Genomic DNA, 22,907 nt, shown 5'->3' with positions numbered 1-22,907 from the left:
TCGCCGTGAGCGCGGGCCAGAACCGCCCTCCATCCTTCAACGAAAAACAACGATGCTCACCGTTCACCACCTCAACAACTCGCGTTCGCAGCGCGTGCTCTGGATGCTCGAAGAACTCGGCGTTCCCTACCAGATCGAGCGCTACGAGCGCGACCCAAAGACCATGCTGGCACCCGCTTCGCTGCAGAAGGTGCACCCGCTGGGCAAGTCACCGGTGGTCACCGACGGCAAGGCCACGCTGGCCGAATCGGGCGCGATCCTCGAGTACCTGGTGGAGAAGTACGGCGAAGGCCACTTCGCACCCGAACGAGGCACGCCCAGCTTTCTGCGCTACCGCTATTGGCTGCACTACGCGGAAGGCTCGCTGGCCACGCCTCTGCTGCTGGCGCTGGTGTTCGACCAGATCGAACGCAAGAGTCCGCTGATCGTGCGGCCGGTGGCCAAGGGCATCGCCGCCAAGGTCCGGCACCTGCTGGTCACGCCCAACCTCAAGCGCCATCTCGACTACCTGGAGGCCGAACTGGAGGAGCACGGTCCATGGTTCGCGGGCCGCTCCTTCAGCGCGGCGGACGTGCAGTTGAGCTTTCCCATCGAGGCGGCCGCCGCACGCGGCCTGCTCGGCGAGGACCGGCCCCGGCTGCGCGACTGGCTGCGCCGCATCCATGAACGCCCCGCCTACCAGCGCGCGCTGGACAAAGGCGGACCGTTCGACCTGACGACCGCCTGAAGCGCGATGGCCCTGGGGCTGCTCCTCAGGCGCCGTGGCACTTCTTGTATTTCTTGCCGCTGCCGCAAGGGCACGGGTCGTTGCGACCGGGCTCTTCGGCCTTGCGCACCGGCTCCACGCGCGGGCCCAGGCTTTGCCAGATCTGGTGCAGGTCGTACACCGACCAGATCGCCGCGCCCACCGCATTGAGGCGGTCGTCGCTCACACTGGGCGGCCCTTCCTCGGCGTGCATGTTCACCGTGGGCGGCTCGGCGTCGTCGTCGGTCAGCGCCACGATGCGGTCCAGCGCCTCGTCGATCCAGGCCGCCGTGTCCTTGTCGCGCGGCGTGGCCCAGTCGTCGGACCAGTTTTCCACCACGAACATGAAGCCCAGGGCCCACACCTGGGCGTACGCGGGCAGTTCCTGGTCCTGGAAGTCGGCGCGCTCGGCCTCGGGCAGCACGGCCACCGCGCCACGCACGTCCATCAGCTCCGGGTGGTAGCTGCGCTCGTCTTCCAGCGTCTCCACCGGCGCGGCCAGGGCCGCCGCCACCTCGTCGCTGCGGCGCGTCCACAGGGACATGAACCGCTGGTACTGCGCGGTGTTGGCAAAGTGGGTGCCTTCCGCCTGCGGCGCGGTGGGCAGGGGCCCCGTGCCCAGCAGCACAGGCAGCCACTCCTCGGGCGCCACCGGGCGGCGCGTGCACAGCAGAGCGGCCAGGGCGCCTTCGCAGAACTCCCATTGCGGCACCTCGTCGTCGCGCGTGCGCAGGTCGTCCAGGATGTCGTCGAGCGTGTCGTAATCGGTGGGTTCCAGGGCGTCGCTGGCGGGTTCCGGGGGCGTGGTCATCGTGAAACAACAGGGTTTTATGATGCCCCGAGTGTATGACCGCGCCCACAACAAGAAAGGCCCCCATGCTTGATCGCCTCAATGCCCTCTACCCCGTGCGCTACACGGTCTTCGCACTCTGCGTGCTGGGCGCCCTGCTCAGCCTGTTCGCGCTGGTGGGCTTCGGCGTCGGCGGCTGGGCGTTCCTGGTCTTCGGCGCCCTCGCGGCGGTCGGCCTGTGGGACCTGCGGCAGACCCGAAGCTCGGTGCGCCGCAACTACCCGGTGATCGGCAACCTGCGTTTCATGCTGGAGCTGATCCGCCCCGAGATCCGCCAGTATTTCCTGGAAGGAGACAACGAGGCCGCGCCCTTCTCGCGCAGCCAGCGCAGCCTGGTCTACGCGCGCGCCAAAGGCGAGACCGACAAGCGCCCTTTCGGGACCCAGCTCGACCCCGGTGCCGACGGCTACGAGTGGCTCAACCACTCGCTGCACCCCAGCCACCTGGCATCGCACAACTTCCGCGTCGCCATCGGCGGTGCCGAATGCACCCAGCCCTACGAGGCCAGCGTCTTCAACATCTCGGCCATGAGCTTCGGCTCCCTGTCGGCCAATGCCATCCTCGCGCTCAACGCCGGCGCACGCCGGGGCGGCTTCGCGCACGACACCGGCGAGGGCTCGATCTCGGCCTACCACCGCCTGCACGGCGGCGACCTGATCTGGGAAGTGGCCTCCGGCTACTTTGGCTGCCGCGACGAGCAGGGCCGCTTCTCGCCCGACCGCTTCCGCGCCAACGCCCTGGATCCTCAGGTCAAGATGATCGAGATCAAGCTCAGCCAAGGCGCCAAGCCGGGTGTCGGCGGCATCCTGCTGGGCCCCAAGGTCACGCCAGAGATCGCCGCCGCGCGCGGTGTGCCGGTGGGCGTGGACTGCCTGTCGCCATCCGCGCACAGCGCCTTCTCCACGCCGCTGGAACTGATGCAGTTCATTGCCCGGCTGCGCGAACTCTCCGAAGGCAAGCCCGTGGGATTCAAGCTCTGCATCGGCCACCCCTGGGAATGGTTCGCCATCGTCAAGGCCATGCTGCAGACCGGCATCACGCCCGACTTCATCGTTGTCGATGGCGCCGAGGGCGGCACCGGCGCGGCGCCGCTGGAGTTCACCGACCACGTGGGCGCGCCGCTGCAGGAGGGCCTGCGCCTGGTGCACAACACCCTGGTCGGCGTCAACCTGCGCGAGCGCATCCGGATCGGCTGCGCAGGCAAGATCGTCAGCGCCTTCGACATCGCCCGCGCCATGGCCATCGGCGCCGACTGGTGCAACAGCGCGCGCGGCTTCATGTTCGCGCTGGGCTGCATCCAGGCGCAAAGCTGCCATACCGGCCACTGCCCTACCGGCGTGACCACGCAAGACCCGGTGCGCCAGCAGGCCCTGGTGGTGCCGGACAAGGCGGAGCGCGTCTACCACTTCCACCAGAACACCCTCAAGGCCCTGAAAGAACTGGTGCAGGCGGCCGGCCTGAACCATCCGCGCGAAATCACGGCGCACCACCTGGTGCGCCGCGTGAGCGAGAACGAAGTCCGCCTGCTCGCCAACCTGCTGCCGTCCACCCCACCCGGCGCCCTGTTGACCGACCTGGGCGCCCAGCACGCGGTGTTCACCACCTATTGGGATCTGGCCAGCGCGGAGCGGTTTTCGTTGGGGTGATGCCCGGCAGGCTGCTGGCCGCCGGGATCACTTCTCCACCTGCGCGCCCTGCTCCAGCAGCAGTTCCCGCAGAACCGAGCGGTGGCAATGCGCTTCGTGTTCGCAGTAGTACCCCACCGAAAAATCGGTCTGGTGCGACAGCCGCGCCAGCAGTTCGATGCTGCGGCTGTTCTCGGGCGTGGCCATTTCGGCGCGGTAGCGGCGCGTGAAGGCGACCCATTGCGCGGGGGTGTCCGCGGCCTGGCCAAGCTTCATGGTCTCCACGCTGGGAGCGAGGTTGGGGTACCAGACGTCGTACCAGTTGCCCGAGGCGAATTCGGCCTTGGGCACGCCGCGCGGCGGCCTGCGCACGGTACCGATGCGCAGGCCTTCGCCCGAAGCCCTTTCGCTGCCCAGCCGCACCACCCGTATGGCCATGTCCGCTCTCCTCATTGGCATCCACGCCGACATGCTACCGCCGGCTTGGGAGGAGCTGCTCAACGCGCGCCGGCGGGGCACCATGTCCGGCAGACGTGCACACCCAGGCGGGCCAGGCGCCGCGCCATGCACAGCACCGCGGCATCCTTGCTCACCAGGGTGGCGCCGTGGGCCGCGGCGAGGTCGATGAACTTCTGGTCGTCCGCGTCCTTGCAGGTAAAGACGGCCTTGGGCGCGTCGGGCACCACGCGGGCGTGGCGGTCGAAGGCCGCCAGCACGGCCTCCGCGTCCCGGGCGGGGTCGGCCAGCCTGCGCGCGATCTGGGGATAGGCCAGCACGCGGGCGAGTTCCTCGCGCATGGCGGCTGTGGCCAGCCAGGCGGGGTGGTCGGTGCCGGCCAGGGCCTCGCGCAGCGGCTCGGCGGCAGGGTCGTGGAAGACAAACAGGTCGAGCGCGATGTTGGTGTCGATCACGACCGCGTCCATGCTCAGCCCTCGGCGCCCTCGGTGCGCGGCTTGCGTGCGGTCAGGTCGAAGCGGAACAGGCGGCATTCGATGGGGCCGTTCCAGAGCGGCACGCGGCGCGACTCCTTGAAGCGCATCTTGCCCGGCAGTTTGAGGTCGGGCGTGAGCAGCCACGCGCTCCAGCCGGCGTAGTGGTTTTTCCAGTGCGTGGCCAGGCGGCTGAAGAAGTCGCTGCCGTCGCTGCCATCGGCCATCTGGGCGCTCTCGCGCCCCTGGCCCGGCCCGACCTGGAAAGTGCGTGGCGCGCGCCGCTGCGCGCGGGCGCTGGCGTTCTCGCCAGCCACACCGGCCGCGGCGATGCGCTCGCCGTACGGCGGATTGAGCAGCAGCACGCCGGGCCTCTGCGCCGGTGGCATGCGCTGCAGCGCGTCGCCCCCGCGCAGCTCCACGGCCTGCGCCACGCCGGCGCGCTCGGCATTGCGCTGGGCGAAGTCGACCATGCGGAACGACACGTCGCTGCCGAACACGATGGGAGCATGGCCGGTAGGCCATTCGCGCTGCTGCGCCTGCGCGTCGGCCCGGATGGCCTGCCACACATGCGGCTGGAACGGCAGCAGTTTCTCGAACGCAAAGCGGCGTTGCAGGCCGGGCGCGATGCGCAGCGCGATCTGTGCCGCTTCGATCACCACCGTGCCGCTGCCGCAGCAGGGGTCGTAGAGCGGCACCACGTCTTCGAGCGGCTGGTCCGCGCAGGCGTCCCATCCGGTGGCCGCGATCATGGCCGCCGCCAGGGTTTCCTTGAGTGGCGCATCGCCCTTGTCCTCGCGCCAGCCGCGCTTGAACAGCGGCTCTCCGGACGTATCGATGTACAGGCTCAAGGTGTCGGTGGTCAGGTGCGCGTGGATCCGCACGTCGGGCCAGGTGGTGTTGACACTGGGGCGCTCGCCGCGCCGGTCGCGGAAGCGGTCGCAGACCGCGTCCTTGATCTTGAGCGCGGCGAAGTTCAGGCTGGTCAGCGGGCTGTGCTGGGCGGTGATCTCGACCTTGATGGTCTGCGCCGGCGTGAACCAGATCTCCCAGGCCACCTCGCCCGCCGCCTGGTAGAGGTCCTGCTCGTTGCGGTAGCCGCCATGCCAGAGCTGAACCAGCACGCGCTGGGCCAGCCGGCTGTGCAGATTGAGGCGCAAGGCGTCGCGCCAGGAAGCGGTCACGCCCACCCCTCCGCGCGCCTTGAACGCAGGAGCCTCGCCGGTGATGCGGCGCACCTCGGCGGCCAGGCTGTCCTCCACGCCAGCGGCGCAAGGGAGAAAGAGATGGAGCTGGTTCATGGGCGTTGGGCGTTGGGCGTTGGGCGTTGGGCGTTGGGCGTTGGGCGTTGGGCGTTCCCGCTCAACGCCCAACGCTGCACGCCCAACCTCTAGAGCGATTTGCGCAGGTTGGCCGGCGCAATGCGCAGGGCTTCGCGGTACTTGGCCACGGTGCGGCGCGCGCACTCGATGCCTTGCTCGCGCAACAGGTCCGAGAGCTGGTTGTCCGACAGCGGCTTGGCCGGTTCCTCGGCCGAGATGAACTGCTTGAGCAGGGCGCGCACGGCGGTGCTGGAGGCATTGCCACCGGTCTCGGTTCCGAGCGAGGAGCCGAAGAAGTACTTGAGCTCGTAGGTGCCGAAGGGCGTGGCCATGTACTTGGCGGTGGTCACGCGGCTGATGGTGGATTCATGCAGGCCCAGCTCGTCGGCGATCTCGCGCAGCACCAGTGGGCGCATGGCGAGCTCGCCGTGCATGAAGAAATTGCGCTGGCGCTCCACGATGGCGCTGGAGACGCGCAGGATGGTGTCGAAGCGCTGCTGGATGTTCTTGATGAACCAGCGCGCCTCCTGCAGGCGTTGCTGCATGGCCGCGTGGCCGGACTCGCCGCCGCCATCGCGCCCGCCCCGGTTCTGGCGCATGGCGTTGGCATAGACGTCGTGCACGCGCAGACGCGGCATGACATCGGGGTTGAGCGTGACTTTGAAGCCCCGGCCGGCGCGCGTGACGATGACGTCGGGCACGACCACGTTGCGCTCCACGTCGACGAAGCGCCGTCCGGGCTTGGGCTCGAGCCGGGCAATCAGCGAGAGCGCGGCGCGAGCCAGTTCATCGTCGATGCCGCAGAGGCTGCACAGGCGCTTGATGTCGCGCTTGGCCATCAGCTCCAGTGGCTGGTTGCAGATGGCCAGGGCGGCGCGTGCTTCGGCCGTGTTGCGCAGCTCCATGATCTGCAGGCGCAGGCATTCGCCGAGGTCGCGCGCGCCCACGCCAGCGGGCTCCATGTGCTGCAGCAGCTGCAGCGCCACGCCCAGGCGCTGCTCCATCGCTTCGAGCGTCTCGGCCACCTCGGCAGGATCGCCACCCGCACCCGAGAGCCTCAGCCAGGCGGCGGCCAGTTCGGACAGGCTGTCCTCCAGGTAGCCGTCGTCGTCGAGCGACTCGATCAGGAAGTACAGCGCGGCCTGGTCTTCCTGGGACAGGCGCAGGCAACGCGCCTGCTCATGCAGATGGTCCTGCAGGCTCACCGGCGAGCGCGCCAGGTCGGCCGCGCTGGCCGTCTCCTCGCCATCGCCCGAACCGCTGTTGCGCGCCGGCGCTTCGCCGCCCCATTCACTGTCGTCGGGTGCGACGTCGACGCTGCCATCGCCCTCCCAGCTCTCTTCCATCGGCTCGGCACCGTCGAGACGGCTCTCCAGGCCATCGCCTTCGGCGGTTTCGGCCGATGTGGCCGGGGCATCGGCCGGCGACGCGGCTTGAGACACTTCGGCGATCTGCTCTCCCGCGCTCACCGGCGCGTCGGCCTGCTCCAGACCGAAGGCCTCGCGTTCGGCCGGTTCCTCGGCACGCTCCAGGAAGGGGTTCTCGTCGAGCATCTGCTCGACCTCTTGCGCCATCTCCAACGTGGAGAGTTGCAGCAGGCGAATGGACTGCTGCAACTGCGGCGTCAGCGCCAGGTGCTGGGAAACACGAAGGGAAAGGCCCTGTTTCATCACGCGAACCCGTCCTACATGCGGAAGTGTTCGCCCAGGTAGACCCGGCGCACGTCGGCGTTCTCGACGATGTCGGACGGCGTGCCGCTGGTGAGCACGTGCCCGTCGTTGATGATGTAGGCCCGGTCGCAGATGCCCAGTGTCTCGCGCACGCTGTGGTCGGTGATGAGCACGCCGATGCCGCGCGACTTGAGGAAACTGATGATGCGCTGGATCTCGATCACCGCGATCGGGTCGATGCCGGCAAAGGGCTCGTCGAGCAGGATGAAACGCGGGTTGGTGGCCAGCGCGCGGGCGATCTCGACGCGGCGGCGCTCGCCACCGGACAGCGCGGGCGCCGGCGAGTCGCGCAGGTGCTCCACGTGCAGGTCCTGCAACAGGCCGTCGAGCCGTTTCGCGATCGCCTCGCCGGTCAGGGGGCGGCCTTTCTCATCCTCCTGCAGTTCCAGCACGGCGCGCACGTTCTCGGCCACGGTGAGCTTGCGGAAGATCGAGGCCTCCTGCGGCAGGTAGCCCAAGCCCAGGCGGGCACGGCGGTGGATCGGCAGGCGCTCGATGGACCGGCCGTCGAGCAGGATCTGCCCCGCGTCCGACCGCAGCAGGCCGACCAGCATGTAGAACGAGGTGGTCTTGCCAGCACCATTGGGGCCCAGCAGGCCGACGACCTCGCCTTCGAACACCGCCAGCGAGACATCCTTGACCACCTTGCGGCTGCCGTAGGACTTCTGCAGGCCGCGCGCTTCCAGACGGCGGGCGGCGGCACTGGGAGGGTGGCCCTTGGAGCGGGTCACCGGGGCGGGGGGCGTCGCCGTCACTGGCGACCCTCTTCAATCTGCGGCGCGGGTCGCAGGCTGGCGGGCGGCGCTGCCGGGACTGGCGCGACGGCCGGCGCGCCTTCCTTGGGCGTGGGCGTGAGCATGGCGCGCACACGGCCACCCGGATTGGCTGCGCTCTTGTTGGCGCTGCCACCATCGACCGTGTAGACCTCGGTGCTGTTGTTGTAGACGATCACGCTGCCGCTGGTTTCGTCGCTGAGCTGGGTGCCCTTGAAGCGACGCATGATGGCGTTGCCGATGAAGCGCACCGTATCGGCCTTGCTGTCGTATTCGATGCGCTGGCCGGTGCCCTCGATGAACTCGTCCAGGCCCTCGCGCTTCTGGCGGAAGAAAGCCGGCTTGCCGTTGACGATGCCGAACTGGTTGCCCTGCGGGTCCTGGCGCACCTCGACCTGGTCACCGCGGATCAGGATGGTGCCTTTCGTGATGATGACGTTGCCCGTGAACACGCTGGTCTGGCGCACGTCGTCGTACCGCAGCGAGTCGGCCTCGGCGTTGAGCGGCTGGTTGCGGTCGGCTTTCTCGGCCAGGGCCGGCACACTCCAGCACAGGCTGACGGCGAGGCAGGCGACCCAGGAGCGTGTGCGCGGCGAAAGGTAGGGCAAGAGCATGGCGTATGAGGGCACGAAACTTGCATGCATTGTAGCGGCGCAAGCCCTTGCCCCATCCTTTCGCACCGGTTTTGTCCACCGGAACGCGCAAACCGTGACCTTGTTGGTCATTCGCGGGCCGAGCCCCTGGGCTCAGCGTCAGGCCTTGCGCGCCTCGGCAATCAACGCGTCCGCCACCACCAGCGTGCGAGGCCCTTGGCCATTGACGTAGTAACGGCCGGCAATCCCCAGCGCAGGCGTGCCCTCCACGCCGTACAGGTCTTGCAGTTCCGCCGCGCGCGCGGCCTTCTCGCCCGTGGGGCGGCTGTTGAACACCTCGGTGAAACGCGCGCGGTCCACGCCCTGGCCCGCCACCCAGTCCACGATGGCGTTGGCCGTGGTCAGCGGCTGGCGCTCGTCGTGAATGGCCAGGAAGACCTTGCCGTGCAGCTTGTCCACCAGATTCATGGCCTCCAGCGAGTAGTACAGCCGCTGCATGGGCACGAAGGCCGGACTGAACGCCACCGGCGTGCGCTTCACCACCACATGCGCCGGCTGCTTCTTGATCCAGGTGTCGAAGATCGGCTCGAAGTTGTGGCAGTGGATGCAGGTGTAGGCAAAGAACTCATGCACCTCCACCTGGCCCGCCCCGGTCTGCACCGGCACCTGGCGCGGCAAGCGCACGAAATCACTGCCCTCCTTGGGCGCCACACGCTGCGCCAACACCGGCGAAGCCAGCGAAAGCCCCCCCAGACCAGCCAACAGAGAACGGGAAAAGACGCGACGTTGCATGAATCCAAACTCCTGAATCGAAGCCCCTTGGGCCGCAAGTGACCCGCAAAGTTCCCAGCAAGCGAGCGAAGCGAGGCGCACCCCACCCAGAGATGCCAAGGGTCCGGCTCCGCCGGCCCAAGGCATCGTCCCCCCTCCCAGCGCCGAAGGCGCGCCAGAGAGGGGGGAAGCCGCGCAGCGGCGCAGGGGGGTGCCTACTTCTGCACCCGCACCAGCGCCGCCTCGATGCCGTTGACCTGGAGCTGCTCCAGCGTCAGGTCGGCCAGCGGCTTCTGGGCAAAGGGGCCCACGCGCACACGGTACACGGTGCGCCCGGACTGCTCACGTTCGGTCACGGCGGCATCGATGCCCAGCATGGCCAGCTTGGCACGCTGGGTCTCGGCGTCTTCGGGGGTGCGGAAGGCGCCGGCCTGCACGAAGTAGCTGAAGGGGTCTGCACCGGGCGCGGCCGCGGCGGTCGCGGGTGCCGGGGCGGTGGCCGCCGGCTGGCCCAGGCGCGACTGCACCAGGTCGCCCAGCGGATCGGCGGCCCCTGACTGGGCCGCACCCGGGGCGGGCAAGGGCTTGCCGTCGGCCGGCGGCACCGAGATGGCGCCCGAGCCGCCCGCCGCTGGCGCGGCGGCGCCGGGGGCAGCAGTGGCACCGGGTGCCTGGGACGAGTTGCGGTTGAGGGCGCTGTTGGGATTCCAGCCCTTGTTCTTCTCGGCCTCCATGGCATCGAGGTCCGGGCTGCGCGAGAGGCCCCGGTCCACGAACGGGATGGGCACGCGGGTCACGTAGACCGCCACCGCCAGTGCCGCACCCAGGCCGACCAGCAAGCCGATGACAAAGCCGGTGAGCGTGCCACCGAACGTGCTGCGCGAGCGGGAGGAGGATTGCTTCTTCATTGCAGGTTTCACCATCACATCTTCTGCGGTGCGCTCACACCCAGCACCGCCAGGCCATTGTGCAACACCTGGGCCGTGGCGGCGACCAACGCCAGCCGCGCCATCTTCACGGCCTCGTCATCGACCAGGATGCGCTCGGCATCGTAGTAGCTGTGGTAGCTGGCCGCGAGTTCGCGCAGGTAGAAGGTCACGTCGTGCGGCGCGAAGTCGCGCGCGGCGTCGGCCAGCATGGCGGGGTACCTGGCCAGCAGCAGCATCAGCGCCTGGGCCGGCTCGCTGTCCAGCGCGGACAGGTCGGCCTGCTGCAGCGCGGCCGGGTCACCGCCCCAGGAAGACAGCACGGAACAGATGCGCGCATGGGCGTACTGCACGTAGTAGACCGGGTTGTCGTTGTTCTTCTGTACCGCGAGGTCGACGTCGAAGGTGTATTCGGTATCGGGCTTGCGGCTGAGCAGAAAGAAGCGCACGGCGTCCTTGCTGGTCCATTCGATCAGATCGCGCAGGGTGACGTAGCTGCCGGCGCGCTTGCTGATCTTCACCTCCTGCCCGCCGCGCACCACCCGCACCATGGTGTGCAGCACGTAGTCGGGATAGCCCTGGGGAATGCCCACGCCTGCGGCCTGCAGGCCGGCACGCACGCGGGCGATGGTGCCGTGGTGGTCGGTCCCCTGGATGTTGATGACCTTGCCAAAGCCGCGCTCCCACTTGGCGATGTGGTAGGCCACGTCGGGCACGAAGTAGGTGTAGCTGCCGTCGGACTTGCGCATCACGCGGTCCTTGTCGTCGCCGTACTCGGTGGACTTCAGCCACAGCGCGCCGTCCTGCTCGTAGGTCTTGCCGGCATCGATCAGGCGCTTCACCGTCGCCTCCACCCGCCCGCTGGTGTACAGGCTGGACTCGAGGTAGTAGTGGTCGAACTTCACCGCGAAGGCCTGCAGGTCCAGGTCCTGTTCGTGGCGCAGGTAGGCCACCGCGAACTGGCGGATGCCGTCGAGGTCCTCCACGTCGCCGCTGGCGGTGAAGGTGCGGTCGTCGGCCCGGACGGTTTTCTTCGCCAGGAAATCGTTGGCGATGTCCTGGATGTATTCGCCGTTGTAGGCCGCCTCGGGCCAGCCGGGGTCGGTCGGCTTGAGCCCCTTGGCGCGCAGTTGGGTGGAGTTGGCCAAAGTGCCGATCTGCACGCCCGCGTCGTTGTAGTAGAACTCGCGGTGCACGTCCCAGCCCTGGGTCGCGTAGAGGTTGCAGATCGCGTCGCCCAGCGCCGCCTGGCGGCCGTGGCCCACATGCAGCGGGCCGGTGGGGTTGGCCGAGACGAACTCCACCATCAGGCGCTGGCCGTTGGCAGGCTGAAGACCGAAGCCGGTGCCGGCGGACAGCACCTCGCGCACGATCTGCTGCTTGGCCTCGGGCTTGAGGCGGATGTTGAGGAACCCCGGGCCAGCCAGTTCGATGGCGCCGACCCAGCGCTGGTAGGCAGGCCGGGCCAGCAGCGCGCTGCGCAGGTTTTCACCGAGCTGGCGCGGATTGAGCTTGAGCGGCTTGGCCAGTTGCATGGCCGCGGTGCTGGCGAAATCGCCATGGGCCGCCACCTTGGGTGACTCGAACGCGGCCTTGGCGCCGGCGCCGGGAGACAGCGCTTCCAGCTCGGCGGCCAGGCCGTCGAGCAGTTCCTGTTTGATCTTGAGCATAGGGAGCGGATTTTAGGCGGGGGCTGGTGCCATGGGCCGCAGGTGCTCCCGCGCGGCCGCCTTCACCGCCGCGGTGAGGCGCTGGGCGGACACCGATTCGTGCGCCCAGTGCTGCCAGTACAGCACCACGTCCACCGCCGCGCCGGGCAGCAGTTCCTCCAGGCCGGGGCGGTGCGCCAGATTCTGTTCCGGCACCATGCCCCAACCCAGGCCCCGTTGTATGGCGGTCTCGAAGGCTTCCACCGCGGGAGCGAAATGGCGCGGGTAGTGGGGCTGGCGCAGACCGAAGTGCTGCTCCAGGAAAGCGTCCTGCAACGCGTCCTTGCGGTTGAAGATCACCGCCGGCTGGGCCAGCAGGCGGTGTGGTGACACGGCGCCGCGCGCGGTGCGGCAGCGCCGGGCCACGGCGGGCGCCGCCACGCAGAGGTAGCGCATCACCCCCAGCGGCTCGGCCACGCAGCCGCGCATGGCCGTGCCCAGGGTGGTCACGCAGCCGATCACGTCGCCACTCTTGAGGGCGTCGTGCGTGTGGTCCTGGTCGTCGATCACGATCTCCAGCAGCAGCCGGTGGCGCTGCAGCAGGCCCGCCACCCCGGGCAGAAACCAGCTCGCCACCGAGTCGGCGTTGATGGCCACCGAGAGGCTCTGCCAGCGCGCCGCGTCCCGGGACGCGGCACCGCCCTGCAGGCCGGCCAGCAGGTCGGCCTCCATCAGGCGCACCTGCTTGACGTGGCCCAGCAGCGCCTGGCCCGCTGGCGTGGCGCGCACCTGCCGGCCGCGCACCAGCAGGCGCTGGCCCAGCGCGTCTTCGAGCGACTTGATGCGCAGCGACACCGCCGCCAGGGTCAGCGACAGGGCCCGCGCGGCAGGACCGAACCCGCCGTGTTCGACCACGGCGGCCAGGGCTTCGAGTTGGCGGGCATCCAGCATGTTGACTCAAGAATTTTTGAACCAAATGGAGTTTAAGTTAACTTGCTTTAAATATGGCGCCGACCGAGGCACACTGCGGGCATTCGTTTCCCACTGACAGGTATCCCGGAGTTCGTCATGGCCCTCGCTTTCCCCACCTTCACCGCCGGCATGGTGCTGAGCATGTCGCTGATCATGGCGATCGGCCCGCAGAACGCCCATGTGTTGCGCGTGGGCCTGATGCGCCAGCACCTGTGGCTGACCGTGCTGACCTGCGCGCTGGCCGACGTGGTGCTGATCGGCCTGGGGGTGCTGGGCCTGGCGCAGTTGGGCGGCCTGTCGGACAAGCTGCACGGCGCGCTGGTCGGCGCGGGCATGCTGTTCCTCGCCGTGTATGGCTGGCAGGCTTTCCAGCGCTTCCTGCGCCCGGTGGCACCGGCCTCGCTGGACGGCGGCGACCCTGCCCCCGCCGTGGCCGCAGCCCCGGTCTCGCGCCGCCAGGCGGTGCTCTCGGCGCTGGCGTTTTCCTGGCTGAACCCGCACGCCTGGCTGGACACCGCGGTGCTGATCGGCTCCGCCTCGCTGGCCTATGGCCAGGGCAGCAAGGTCTTTGGCCTGGGCGCGGCCACCGGTTCACTGGTCTGGTTCGTGGCCCTGGGCACGGCGGCCTTCTGGCTCGGCCGCCGCCTGAACTCGCTGCGGGTGTGGCGCGCGCTCGATGGTCTGGTGGCCCTGATGATGTGGGGCACCGCCCTGTGGCTGCTGGTCAGCCTGTTCTGAGGCGGCGTCCTACTTGAGTTCCGTGCCCGCCAGCGGCCCTTCGAGGAACTTGTTCGGCTTGAGGAAGAAGCACAGCACCGTGGCGCCCTTGGGCGAGCGCGCGACGTGGCGGTGGCCCGGCGGGCGCCAGGCGAAGTTGCCCTTGGTGTAGACACCATCGTCGTCCTCGAACTCACCTTCGAGCACGAAGCTCTGCTCGATCTCGATGTGCTCGTGCAGGCCCAGCACGCTGCCCGGTGCCCAGCGGAACATGGCGGTGAGCATGCCGGTGCGCTCGTCCTGCACCAGCACCTTGATGTCCACGCCGGGCGTGGGTGTGGCGCGCCAGGGCAGCGACTCGACGTCGACGATGCGCGAGTCCAGCGGACCGAGCCGGTCCTGGTGGGCGAGGAAAGGGGTGGTGGCGGTCAGCATGGCAAGGGTCTCCTGTCAGACGGTGGATGCGGATGAGGCCGGGACCGGTTCGTCCGGCGGCGGCGGAAATGGCATGCCGGCCTCTTCGGCGATGAGGTCGGTGATGCGCTGGGCAGCCTCGACGATCTGCGCCCTCAGATAAGCCGGGTCGAAGGTGGCGAAACGCGCCTCGGGAATGGCGAAGGTGATGCTGCCCAGGATCTTGCGATCCGGGTCGAAGACCGGCGCGGAAACACCCAGCGAGCCCTGCATGAGCTCGGCGTTGGTGATGCAACTGCCCTCGCGCGCCAGCGCGGACATCTCGGCGCGGAACGAAGGCCAGTCGGCGCCCAGGCCCGCCTCGCGGATCGCGTCGGCATGGTGCAGCGCCACGTTGCGCAACTGGTAGGGCGAGAGATGCGCCAGGATGACCTTGGCCATGGCGCCACGGAACAGCGACATCGGGCGGCCGCGCTCATAGTTTGGCGGAATGGCGGGGTCGGGCCAGGCGATGTCCACGCACATGATGCTGTCGCGGTAGTAGCTGGACAACAGCATGTTCAGCCCCAGCCGCGCACTGGTCTCCTGCATCACCTGGCGCCCGACGGTCAGCAGCGGGTCGCTGATGCGCATGAGGCGGTCGAGCTCGATCACGCGGGGCCCCAGCACGTAGGTGCCGCGCGAGGTCGGAGACAGCAGCCCGGCATCGCAGAGCGAGCCGAGGTAGCGGTAGGCCGTGGCGCGCGAGCTCTCCAGCAACTGCACCACGTCTTCCACATGCACGCTGATGCTGCCTTCGCGGAACAGGTCGAAGATGCCCAGGGCCTTGTCGAAGCTGCTCATTCCTTGCGTCTCCCTTGTGGTGTGGGCCGGCCCTCAGTCCTGCAGCAGGGCCAGCGGCATGGTGCGCAGGGGCGAGAACGAGGTGGGGTACATGATGCGGTTCTCCATGGTCTTGATCATGGGCCGGATCTTGCGCAGGCAGCCCAGCCACTGTTCGTTTTCATGCAGGCGCTCGCGCCGGACGCGGCGGTCCTCCAGGTCCTGGTAGGCCCACAGGTGCACGAGCTGGTTCAAGGTGCCGATGTCGGTGTGGAAGTACCCCAGGAAGCCACCCAGGATGGGCTTCTGCACGACCAGGCCTTCGGTCTCGTAGATGTGCAGGTAGTCCTTGAGCTGGACCTCGGTGTGAAGAGTGTAGATGCGTTCCTCGACGATCATGGCGTGTTCTCGGATTCGGGTGGACGGTGGTCAGCCCGCTGCGCACGGCAGCGCGCGGGGGAAATCGGTGTAGCCGGCGGCGCCGCCGCCGTAGTACTGGGAAGGGTCGGCCTGGGCCAGCGGCAGGCCCGCCCGCCAGCGGTGCGCGAGGTCGGGGTTGGCGATGAAGGGTCGGCCAACGGCGATCAGGTCCGCCCGGCCCAGGGCCACAGCCTCCTGCGCCAGGGCGAAGTCGTAGCCGTTGTTGAGCATCCAGGCGCCGCGGCCGCCCGCGGCCCGGTACGCCTCCCGCAGGGCCAGGTAGTCGAAGTCCTTCTCACCTTGCTGGTGGTCGCGTGCGCCGCGGCCCTGGCCTTCGACCACGTGCACATAGGCCAGGCCCAGCGGCGCCAGCACATGCACCGCCGCCTCGAACAGCGTCTGCGGCCGGTCGTCGTGCGCGTCGTTGGTGGGCGAGACCGGCGACAGGCGCACGCCCACGCGGTCGGCATCGATGCGGTCGACCACCGCACGCGTGACCGACGCGAGAAAACGCACCCGGTTGGCCACCGGTCCACCCCAGGCATCGGTGCGGTGGTTGGCACCGCTGCGCAGGAACTGGTCAATCAGGTAGCCGTTGGCCGCGTGCACCTCGACGCCGTCGAAACCGGCCTCGCGCGCACGGGCCGCCGCGTGGGCGTAGTCCTGCACGATGGCCAGGATCTCCGGTTCGCTCAGCGCGCGCGGCGCCGAGGTGTCCACGAAGCCGCCGTGCCCGTTCTCATCCACCAGGTAGGTGCGCGCCTGGGCCGTGATAGCCGAAGGCGCCACCGGGGCCTGCCCCTGCGGCTGCAGACGCGTGTGCGAGATACGGCCCACGTGCCAAAGCTGCGCCACGATGCGTCCGCCGCGCGCATGCACGGCCCGGACCACCGGCCGCCAGGCCGCCACCTGTGCGTCCGACCAGAGGCCCGGCACGTCCGAATAGCCCTGCGCGGTCGGGCTGATGGCCACCGCTTCGCTCACGATCAGCGCAGCCCCTTCCCGCGCACCGGCGCGCTGGCCGTAGTAGGTGGCCATGTCGGCGGTGGGCAGCGCACCGGGCGCGCGGTTGCGCGTCATCGGTGCCATCACCAGGCGGCTGCCCAGCTGCAGAGCCCCCACCTGCGCGGGATCGAACAAAGCGGGCATCGTTCAGGCCTTGGCCGCGAGCTTCATGGCCATGGCCTCGACCGCGAGCACGTAGCCGTCGCCGCCCAGGCCCTCGACGATGCCATTGGCCGTGAGAGACACCAGGCTGTGGTGGTAATGCGCCTCGCGCTTGGCGCGGTTGGTCAGGTGCACCTCGATCTTCACGCCGTCGAAGGCCTCCAGGGCATTGAGCAAAGAGACCGCATAGAAGCTCAGGCCGGCGGGGTTGATGATGATGCCGGCGGCCTTCTTGCGGGCTTCGTGGACCGCGTCGATCAGCACACCCTCGTGGTTCGACTGGCGGAAGTCGATCGTCAGGCCGAGCTGGTCGGCACGCGCCTGCACGCGCGAGCAGATCGCGTCCAGCGTCTCGGTGCCGTAGATGTGGGGCTCGCGCTCGCCGAGCAGGTTGAGGTTGGGTCCGTTGAGGACGTAGACGTGGCGGTTCATCAGATCGCGTGCTCCGTGGCGTTGTGATGGGCCAGTATCTGGCCCAGGAAAGCGCGGGTGCGCTCATGGCGAGGCGCATCGAAGAAGGTCAGCGGCGGTCCGGACTCCACGATCTCGCCGTCGGCCATGAAGATGACCCGATCGGCCACGGCGCGGGCGAAGCCCATCTCGTGCGTCACGCAGATCATGGTCACGCCGTCACCGGCCAGTTCGATCATGGTGTCGAGCACCTCCTTGACCATCTCGGGGTCCAGCGCCGAGGTCGGCTCGTCGAACAGCATGACGGTGGGCTCCATGCACAGCGCCCGCGCGATGGCCACGCGCTGCTGCTGGCCGCCCGAGAGCTGGGCCGGGTACTTCTCGGCCTGGCTGCGGATGTGCACGCGCTCCAGCAGGCGCAGCGCGGTCTCGCGCGCCTGCGCCTTGCTCATCTTGCCGGTCTTCAGCGGCGCCAGCATGCAGTTTTCCAGCACGGTGAGGTGGGGAAACAGGTTGAACTGCTGGAACACCATGCCCACCGTGCGCCGCACCACGTCGAGCGTGCGTGCCGAGGCGCCCACCACCTCGTGGCCATCGACCAGGATGTGGCCCGACTGCACGCTCTCCAACTGGTTGATGCAGCGCACCAGCGTGGACTTGCCCGAGCCCGAAGGCCCGCACAGCACGATGCGCTCGCCACGCCGCACTTCCAGGTTGATGTTCTTGAGGGCGTGGAAGGGGCCGTACCACTTCTGCACGTCCTTCATCGCGATGATGGGGGCGCTGCCCTGGTCGGCGCGGGCGGCGGCGGAGGACACGGTGAAAGAAGAAGACACGCTGCGGGCTCCGCTTACTGCACGGTGAAAGGAACGCCGTCGATCTTCTCCGGCAGCTCGGGCATGTCTTCGCCGATGGTCTTGCGGTAGATCGCGTTGAGTTCGCCGTTGGCCTTGATCTCGTCGACGAAGGCATTGACGTACTCGTTGAGCTGCTTCTGGCCGGGCCGCATCGCCACGCCCATGTACTGGCGGGTGATGAAGAACTTGTGCTCGAAGCTGTGGTTGGGCACCGCCTTGTTGATGTTCTGGAAGTAGGTGGTATTGCCACCGATGAGGTCCACCTGCCCGGACACCAGCGCCTGGATGGACGTGGCCTCGTCGTCGAAGCGCTGGATGGTGGCGCTCTTGGGCGCGCCGGCGGTGATGGCGTTGTCCATGATGGACGAGCGCGACACACCCACACGGTAGTTGGCCAGGTCCTCCATGCTCTTCACCGGCAGGGACTTCTTGCCGATCACGGTGATGCCCAGGGTGCCGTAGGGCTTGGAGAACTGGACCACCTTGGCGCGGTCGGGGTACATGCCCACGGTGGCGATCAGCACGTCGACCTTGCCGGTCATCAGCAGCGCGGTGCGCGCAGCGGAGGTGGTGCCGCTGAACTCCACCGGCACGCCCAGCTTCTTGCCGAGCAGGTTGGCGACGTCGGCGTCGTAGCCGGCGGCCTTGCCGTCACGCCCGACAAAGCCCCATGGCGGCAGGTCCGCCAGGATGCCCACGCGCAGCACGCCGCGCTTCTTGATGTCGTCGATCGACTGTGCCTGCGCTGCGCCGACCAGGCCGGCGGTCGCCAGGGTGAGCGCCAGAGCGCGAACCAGGGTGCGACGGTTGAGAAATGCCATGGAAGTGTCTCCTCGTTATGGTCCGGACCGGACCGGGTTCAGCCCGTGCGTTGGGCACCAGCCAGCCGCTTTTCCATGTGCCGCCCGTAGAGCGACAGCGGCCAGCACAAAATGAAGTACAGCGCCGCCACGATGCTGTAGACGAACAGCGGATTGAACGTGGCGTTGGAGACGATGGCGCCGCTGCGCATCAGTTCGGCGAAGCCGACGATGCTGGCCAGCGATGTCCCCTTGAGCAGTTGCACCAGGAAGCCGACGGTGGCCGGCAGCGAAATCTTCAGCGCCTGGGGCATCACCACGTAGCGCATGCGCGGCAGGTAGCGCAGGCCCAGGGCGCGCGCCGCCTCGCTCTGGCCGGCCGGCAGCGCCTGGATGGATCCGCGCCAGATCTCGCCCAGGAATGCACTGGCATTGAGCGTCATGCAGATCGCCACCGAAGACCACGCGCTGAGCGAGAAACCCAGCACCGCGAGACCATAGAAAACGACGAAGAGTTGCAGCAGCAGAGGCGTGCCACGGAACACCTCGATGAAGCCGGCGGTGAACACGCGCAGCGCGGCCAGTGGCGAGACACGGCACAGCGCCACCACGACGCCGCCGATCGCACCGCCGATGAAACCGGTGAGCGTGAGCAGCACCGTCCATTGCAGGCCTTTGGCCAGCAGCAGTGCCTCGGGAAGTCCGAAATGGTTCATGGGGATCGGCTCAGCGCGTGGGGTAGGACAGGAAGAGCCGGTGGATCAGCGCGAACACGGCCGACAGCAGCGCGGACAGGAGCAGGTACAGCCCCGCCACCACGAAATAGATTTCGAAACTGCGGAAGGTCCGCCCTTCCAGCACGGCGGCCACGTGCGTCAGCTCGTCGGCGCTGATGGAGGACACGATGCTGGAGGTCAGCATCAGGAAGATGAACTGGCTCACCAGCGAGGGGTAGATCGCGCGCAGCGCCGGCTTGAGGATCACGAAGCGGAACACCTGCAGCGGCCGCAGGCCCAGCGCCAGGCCCGCCTCCGACTGCCCTTTGGCGATCGACTCCAGGCCGCCGCGGATGATCTCCGTGACATAGGCGGCGCCGTTGAGCGTGAGGGCCACCACGGCCGCCACCGTGGGCGACATGCGAATCCCCAGCACCGGCAAGCCGAAGAAGAGCACGAAGATCTGCACCAGGAAGGGCGTGTTGCGCACCACCTCGATGAAGGCCACGATCAGCCAGTGCAGCGCGGTGAAGCGCGAGCGCAGGCCCAGCGACAGCAGCAGCGAGAGCAGCAGGGCCAGCACGATGGACAGCCCACTGAGCTGCAATGTCTTGAGGCAACCCAGCAGCAGCTCCTGGCTGTGCTCGGCCACCACGCCGAAGTCAAACACGTAATCCATGTTGGATGCGAAATTCTCTTTATTCGCTTTGAATTGAATTTCTCGATATTTGAGACGATTTATTATTCGCTAAATACTAGAGTTTTCCCTATGCCATCGGGCCGCCAACAGGCGTATACGCCCACGCACGCGTCATGTGACGGGCGCGCGGCATGGCGCGGGATGGCAGGGGGAGGGCGCACTCAGGCGCGGGAGGAGCGCCCCCTCGGGCGCTTCGGGGCCGGGGTCAGATTTCTCCGAGCCCGATCTGCGACAGCACGTCGGGCTGCATCAGCTCTTCCAGGGCGGGATCGGGTCGGTTCACCGACCAGGTCAGCGCCAGGGCCAAGGCGAGCAGCACGCCCGCCAGACCCAGCCAGAGCGGCGGGCGCAGTCCGTGGTGCGGGCGGTGGCCTGCGCCTCCGCCCGCCAGCGCCAGGTCGGCCACGGCGGTGGCGCCGTTGCGCGCGTGGCGCTGGTGCCACTGCGCCATCACCCGTTCCTGCAAAGGTCCGCTCTCGCTGCCGCGTGGCTCGTGCAGGCTCTCGCGCAGCAGGCTGCGCAGGTCGGCCTCGGCCAGGGGATCGCGGGCCGCAGAGTGGCGGTGGTCAGCGTTCATGGGCATCTCCTGCGCCCGGCGCGCTGCGGGCGTGGGCGCCTTCGGGCAGATCGGCCTGCGCCTGCAGCACGGCGCGCAGGCCGCGCCGGGCGCGGAACAGCAACTGGTGCGCGGCGTTGGCATCGATGCCCAGGGCCTGGCCGATCTCGGCGGCCTCTGCGTCGGCATACGCCCACAGCGCCAGGGCCATGCGCTGGCGTGCTGGCAGCAGGTGCAACGCCGCCCGCACCATGGCCCCGTCGACCGGCGTCGCCAGGCCTTCCTGCGAGGCCATTTGCTGGTGCTCGCGCAGCTCGGCGAGTTCGACCGGATCCAGGCTGAGCTCGCGCCGGCGCACCAGGTGCGAGCGGCAGCGGTTGAGCACGATGGTGTGGAAGTAGGTGGCGAGCTGCGCCCCGCGCGTGTCGTCGGGCTGCGCGCTCCACAGGCGCAGGAACGACTCCTGCACCACATCCTCGGCGTCTTCGGGCCGGCCCAGCATCTGCCTGGCCAGCGCCAGCGCCGCCGGGGTGAGCTGGGCCACCAGCTCACGCGCCGCGACGGGGTCGCCTCCGCCAGCCTGGTGCCACAAGGTCCAGCCGTTCTCGGGCCCGATGCCCAGCGCGCGCCGCGCACGCCGGCCCAGCGCGGCGGCCATGCTGGTCATGGTGATGAACCGCGCGGAACGCGGGTGAGGGGCGGCGGCGCCCGGCAGCAGTGGCAGGGAGAGGGTCATCGCAAGGGCAGTTTCTCGCGCAGCGCGGCGCGTTCCTCGGGGCTGAGTTTCTGCAGCATGTCGCGGCGCTGCTGCAGCAGTTGGCGGCGCTCCTGCGGCGTCATGGCCTGGATGCGCTCGCGCCGTTCGTTGGCCAGGGCCTCGCGCTGCGCGGGGGTCAGGGCGTCCCAGCGTTCGCGGGTGGTGGCGATGAGGGATTCGCGCTCGGCCGGCGTGAGCCGTTCCACCCGCTCGCGCAGCGTCTGCCGGAAGGCCTGTCGCTCGGCGGGTGTCGCCGCCTGCAGTTGCCGCCGGATGGCGGCGCGGCGCTCGGCCTGCTGCCCGGGGGACAGCCCCGCCCAGTCCTGCGGGTCGGGCACGTCTGGCGACGCCTGGGCGTTGCCCGCCCCCAGGCTGAGCAGAAGGACCGCGCATGCGGCCAGCACGAGAGGCATCCGGCGCGTAACGGGCGGTGATCGGGTGGTCATGGCGTTGCAGAAAAGAAAACCAGGAAGGCTTGTCCCGTTGAACCCGCGAAACGCCGGCTTCTTACGCGCCGGCCCACAAGACCCCGCACGCCACTGCGGCTTGGGCCGAACCCGCGTAAGCCGTACGCGGCCGACAGGTTCAAACGGTACACGCACGGCGTGTTCCCTGCCACCTCAACCCATTGGAGTTCTCATGAATTCGACCTTGCTTCCCTTCTCCCGCTCCGGCCTGGTGCTGGCCCTCGCGCTGGGCGCCGCTTCCCTGGCGCATGCCGAAGGCCCGCTGGAGCAGCGGGTGGACAACCGGCAGGACCGCCAGGAACAGCGCATCGAACAGGGCGTTGCATCCGGCCAGCTCACGCGCCCCGAAGCCGCGCGGCTGACGCGCCAGCAGAACCACATCGAGCGCATGGAGTTGCGCGCCCTGTCCAACGACGGCCACGTCTCCGCCCGCGAGGCGGTGCGCATGGAGCATGCGCAGGACCGCGCCAGCGTGCGCATCGCGCGGCAGAAACACGACCGCCAGGTCCGCCCACGCTGAACGCGCAGCGGTACATTGGTGGACCCCCACCCTGGAGTCCGCCATGACCGACATCCTCCCGCCCTGGCCGCTGCTCAGCGCCTTCCTGCTCGCCAGCCTGGCGCTGGCGGTCACGCCTGGCCCGGCGGTCTTCTACATCCTGGCGCGCAGCCTCTCGCAGGGCCGGCGCAACGGACTGGCTTCCGTCTTCGGCGTGGCGCTGGGCAACTTCGGCAATGCCCTGGGCGCCGCGCTGGGGCTGGCGGCGCTGTTCGCGCTGTCCTCGCTGGCCTTCACGGTCGTGAAGTACACGGGTGCGGCCTACCTGGTCTATCTGGGCGTGCAGGCGATCCGCGCCCCCGCCGCGTCGCCCGGAGACGCAACGCCGGTGCCGCTGCCGCTGCGCCGGGTGTTCCGGGATGGTTTCGTGGTCGCGCTGCTCAACCCCAAGACCACCTTGTTCTTCGCCGCGTTTCTGCCGCAGTTCATGACGCCCCAGGCCTCGCACGCGGCACAGAGCGTGGCGCTGGGCGCGATCTTCGTGCTGGTCGCCGCCGTCAGCGACACCGCCTACGCGCTCACGGCCGGCTGGGTGGCCCCTGCGCTGCGGCGTGCCACCGGCCTGCGCCGTGCGGGGCGCTACCTCACGGGCGGCGCCTTCATCGGGCTGGGCCTGCTGGCGGCCTTCTCCGGCCCGCGCGCGCCCCGGCACTGAGCAG

General features: G+C 68.9%; 28 protein-coding genes. 5 read left to right on the top strand and 23 right to left on the bottom strand.

Annotation, left to right across the window (positions count from 1 at the left end):
* Positions 1 to 52 precede the first annotated feature (52 nt).
* The gene (locus KIT53_RS16895) at positions 53 to 727 is read left to right on the top strand and encodes a glutathione S-transferase (RefSeq protein ID WP_297754971.1); all 675 of its coding nucleotides are present in this window, start codon (positions 53 to 55) and stop codon (positions 725 to 727) included.
* Positions 728 to 752: 25 nt separating this feature from the next.
* Here KIT53_RS16895 and KIT53_RS16890 read toward each other — a convergent pair whose 3' ends face one another.
* Positions 753 to 1,556, bottom strand: a complete 804-nt coding sequence (locus tag KIT53_RS16890) for a UPF0149 family protein (RefSeq protein ID WP_297754969.1) — start codon at positions 1,554 to 1,556, stop codon at positions 753 to 755.
* A gap of 65 nt (positions 1,557 to 1,621) precedes the next feature.
* Here KIT53_RS16890 and KIT53_RS16885 point away from each other — a divergent pair, with 65 nt between their 5' ends.
* On the top strand, positions 1,622 to 3,241 hold the full coding sequence (locus KIT53_RS16885) for an FMN-binding glutamate synthase family protein (RefSeq protein ID WP_297754966.1): 1,620 nt from the start codon (positions 1,622 to 1,624) through the stop codon (positions 3,239 to 3,241).
* A 27-nt stretch (positions 3,242 to 3,268) separates the two neighbouring features.
* Here the strand turns inward: KIT53_RS16885 and KIT53_RS16880 are convergent, their stop codons facing one another.
* The 10 genes from KIT53_RS16880 to KIT53_RS16835 all read right to left on the bottom strand — a co-directional run bounded on the left by KIT53_RS16880 (position 3,269) and on the right by KIT53_RS16835 (position 12,864).
* Complete coding sequence (locus KIT53_RS16880) at positions 3,269 to 3,658, bottom strand: DUF488 family protein (protein WP_297754963.1); 390 nt, start codon at positions 3,656 to 3,658, stop codon at positions 3,269 to 3,271.
* Positions 3,659 to 3,717: 59 nt separating this feature from the next.
* Complete coding sequence (locus KIT53_RS16875; protein WP_297754960.1) at positions 3,718 to 4,143, bottom strand: putative toxin-antitoxin system toxin component, PIN family; 426 nt, start codon at positions 4,141 to 4,143, stop codon at positions 3,718 to 3,720.
* A 2-nt stretch (positions 4,144 to 4,145) separates the two neighbouring features.
* Positions 4,146 to 5,450 carry a THUMP domain-containing protein gene (locus KIT53_RS16870; protein WP_297754957.1) on the bottom strand — a complete coding sequence of 435 codons (1,305 nt, stop codon included), beginning with the start codon at positions 5,448 to 5,450 and terminating at the stop codon, positions 4,146 to 4,148.
* Between the two features lie 89 nt (positions 5,451 to 5,539).
* Positions 5,540 to 7,141 carry an RNA polymerase factor sigma-54 gene (locus KIT53_RS16865; RefSeq protein WP_297754954.1) on the bottom strand — a complete coding sequence of 534 codons (1,602 nt, stop codon included), beginning with the start codon at positions 7,139 to 7,141 and terminating at the stop codon, positions 5,540 to 5,542.
* Between the two features lie 14 nt (positions 7,142 to 7,155).
* On the bottom strand, positions 7,156 to 7,932 hold the full coding sequence (lptB, locus tag KIT53_RS16860; RefSeq protein ID WP_297754952.1) for an LPS export ABC transporter ATP-binding protein: 777 nt from the start codon (positions 7,930 to 7,932) through the stop codon (positions 7,156 to 7,158).
* 20 nt (positions 7,933 to 7,952) lie between these two features.
* Positions 7,953 to 8,603 (bottom strand): lipopolysaccharide transport periplasmic protein LptA, encoded by a 651-nt coding sequence (gene lptA, locus KIT53_RS16855; protein ID WP_297754949.1) that lies wholly within the window; start codon positions 8,601 to 8,603, stop codon positions 7,953 to 7,955.
* A 123-nt stretch (positions 8,604 to 8,726) separates the two neighbouring features.
* Positions 8,727 to 9,359, bottom strand: coding sequence for a thiol:disulfide interchange protein DsbA/DsbL (locus KIT53_RS16850; RefSeq protein WP_297754946.1), 633 nt, complete (start codon positions 9,357 to 9,359; stop codon positions 8,727 to 8,729).
* A gap of 194 nt (positions 9,360 to 9,553) precedes the next feature.
* Positions 9,554 to 10,261: an SPOR domain-containing protein gene (locus tag KIT53_RS16845; RefSeq protein WP_297754943.1), complete on the bottom strand. Its 708-nt coding sequence runs from the start codon at positions 10,259 to 10,261 to the stop codon at positions 9,554 to 9,556.
* A complete protein-coding gene (argS, locus tag KIT53_RS16840; protein ID WP_297754941.1) occupies positions 10,261 to 11,934 on the bottom strand; it encodes an arginine--tRNA ligase in 1,674 nt (557 codons plus the stop codon). Before argS ends, KIT53_RS16845 begins: the two co-directional genes overlap by 1 nt.
* Positions 11,935 to 11,946: 12 nt before the next feature.
* Complete coding sequence (locus tag KIT53_RS16835) at positions 11,947 to 12,864, bottom strand: HTH-type transcriptional regulator ArgP (RefSeq protein WP_297754938.1); 918 nt, start codon at positions 12,862 to 12,864, stop codon at positions 11,947 to 11,949.
* Positions 12,865 to 12,981: 117 nt separating this feature from the next.
* Here KIT53_RS16835 and KIT53_RS16830 point away from each other — a divergent pair, with 117 nt between their 5' ends.
* Positions 12,982 to 13,623 carry a LysE family transporter gene (locus KIT53_RS16830; RefSeq protein WP_297754935.1) on the top strand — a complete coding sequence of 214 codons (642 nt, stop codon included), beginning with the start codon at positions 12,982 to 12,984 and terminating at the stop codon, positions 13,621 to 13,623.
* Between the two features lie 9 nt (positions 13,624 to 13,632).
* On the opposite strand, the gene KIT53_RS16825 is transcribed toward KIT53_RS16830, so the two are convergent.
* The 12 genes from KIT53_RS16825 to KIT53_RS16770 form a co-directional block, all read right to left on the bottom strand.
* Entirely contained in the window at positions 13,633 to 14,037 is a 405-nt protein-coding gene (locus KIT53_RS16825; RefSeq protein ID WP_297754933.1) for a cupin domain-containing protein, read from the bottom strand.
* A 15-nt stretch (positions 14,038 to 14,052) separates the two neighbouring features.
* A complete protein-coding gene (locus KIT53_RS16820; protein WP_297754931.1) occupies positions 14,053 to 14,859 on the bottom strand; it encodes an IclR family transcriptional regulator C-terminal domain-containing protein in 807 nt (268 codons plus the stop codon).
* Between the two features lie 33 nt (positions 14,860 to 14,892).
* The gene (locus KIT53_RS16815; RefSeq protein ID WP_297754928.1) at positions 14,893 to 15,237 is read right to left on the bottom strand and encodes an NIPSNAP family protein; all 345 of its coding nucleotides are present in this window, start codon (positions 15,235 to 15,237) and stop codon (positions 14,893 to 14,895) included.
* A 30-nt stretch (positions 15,238 to 15,267) separates the two neighbouring features.
* Positions 15,268 to 16,407: an alkene reductase gene (locus KIT53_RS16810; RefSeq protein ID WP_297754925.1), complete on the bottom strand. Its 1,140-nt coding sequence runs from the start codon at positions 16,405 to 16,407 to the stop codon at positions 15,268 to 15,270.
* Positions 16,408 to 16,410: 3 nt separating this feature from the next.
* A complete protein-coding gene (locus KIT53_RS16805) occupies positions 16,411 to 16,857 on the bottom strand; it encodes a type II 3-dehydroquinate dehydratase (RefSeq protein ID WP_297754922.1) in 447 nt (148 codons plus the stop codon).
* Positions 16,857 to 17,603, bottom strand: a complete 747-nt coding sequence (locus KIT53_RS16800) for an amino acid ABC transporter ATP-binding protein (RefSeq protein ID WP_297755042.1) — start codon at positions 17,601 to 17,603, stop codon at positions 16,857 to 16,859. The genes KIT53_RS16805 and KIT53_RS16800 overlap by 1 nt, the downstream gene beginning before the upstream one ends.
* Positions 17,604 to 17,686: 83 nt before the next feature.
* A complete protein-coding gene (locus KIT53_RS16795; protein ID WP_297754920.1) occupies positions 17,687 to 18,514 on the bottom strand; it encodes a transporter substrate-binding domain-containing protein in 828 nt (275 codons plus the stop codon).
* Between the two features lie 38 nt (positions 18,515 to 18,552).
* Entirely contained in the window at positions 18,553 to 19,209 is a 657-nt protein-coding gene (locus KIT53_RS16790) for an amino acid ABC transporter permease (protein WP_297754917.1), read from the bottom strand.
* A 10-nt stretch (positions 19,210 to 19,219) separates the two neighbouring features.
* Positions 19,220 to 19,888, bottom strand: coding sequence for an amino acid ABC transporter permease (locus tag KIT53_RS16785; RefSeq protein ID WP_297754913.1), 669 nt, complete (start codon positions 19,886 to 19,888; stop codon positions 19,220 to 19,222).
* Positions 19,889 to 20,114: 226 nt separating this feature from the next.
* Positions 20,115 to 20,486, bottom strand: a complete 372-nt coding sequence (locus KIT53_RS16780; protein ID WP_297754911.1) for a hypothetical protein — start codon at positions 20,484 to 20,486, stop codon at positions 20,115 to 20,117.
* Entirely contained in the window at positions 20,476 to 21,201 is a 726-nt protein-coding gene (locus KIT53_RS16775) for a sigma-70 family RNA polymerase sigma factor (protein ID WP_297754909.1), read from the bottom strand. The genes KIT53_RS16780 and KIT53_RS16775 overlap by 11 nt, the downstream gene beginning before the upstream one ends.
* Positions 21,198 to 21,626 carry a DUF3106 domain-containing protein gene (locus tag KIT53_RS16770; RefSeq protein WP_297754907.1) on the bottom strand — a complete coding sequence of 143 codons (429 nt, stop codon included), beginning with the start codon at positions 21,624 to 21,626 and terminating at the stop codon, positions 21,198 to 21,200. Before KIT53_RS16770 ends, KIT53_RS16775 begins: the two co-directional genes overlap by 4 nt.
* Before the next feature lie 235 nt (positions 21,627 to 21,861).
* Between KIT53_RS16770 and KIT53_RS16765 the strand changes: the two genes are divergently transcribed.
* Both KIT53_RS16765 and KIT53_RS16760 read left to right on the top strand, forming a co-directional pair.
* A complete protein-coding gene (locus tag KIT53_RS16765; RefSeq protein ID WP_297754905.1) occupies positions 21,862 to 22,209 on the top strand; it encodes a hypothetical protein in 348 nt (115 codons plus the stop codon).
* A 43-nt stretch (positions 22,210 to 22,252) separates the two neighbouring features.
* The gene (locus KIT53_RS16760) at positions 22,253 to 22,903 is read left to right on the top strand and encodes a LysE family translocator (RefSeq protein WP_297754902.1); all 651 of its coding nucleotides are present in this window, start codon (positions 22,253 to 22,255) and stop codon (positions 22,901 to 22,903) included.
* Positions 22,904 to 22,907: the final 4 nt, after the last annotated feature.

The organism is Hydrogenophaga sp. (assembly GCF_026125785.1).
Classification (GTDB): domain Bacteria; phylum Pseudomonadota; class Gammaproteobacteria; order Burkholderiales; family Burkholderiaceae_C; genus Hydrogenophaga.
This window is presented reverse-complemented; position numbering and strand designations above follow the sequence as displayed.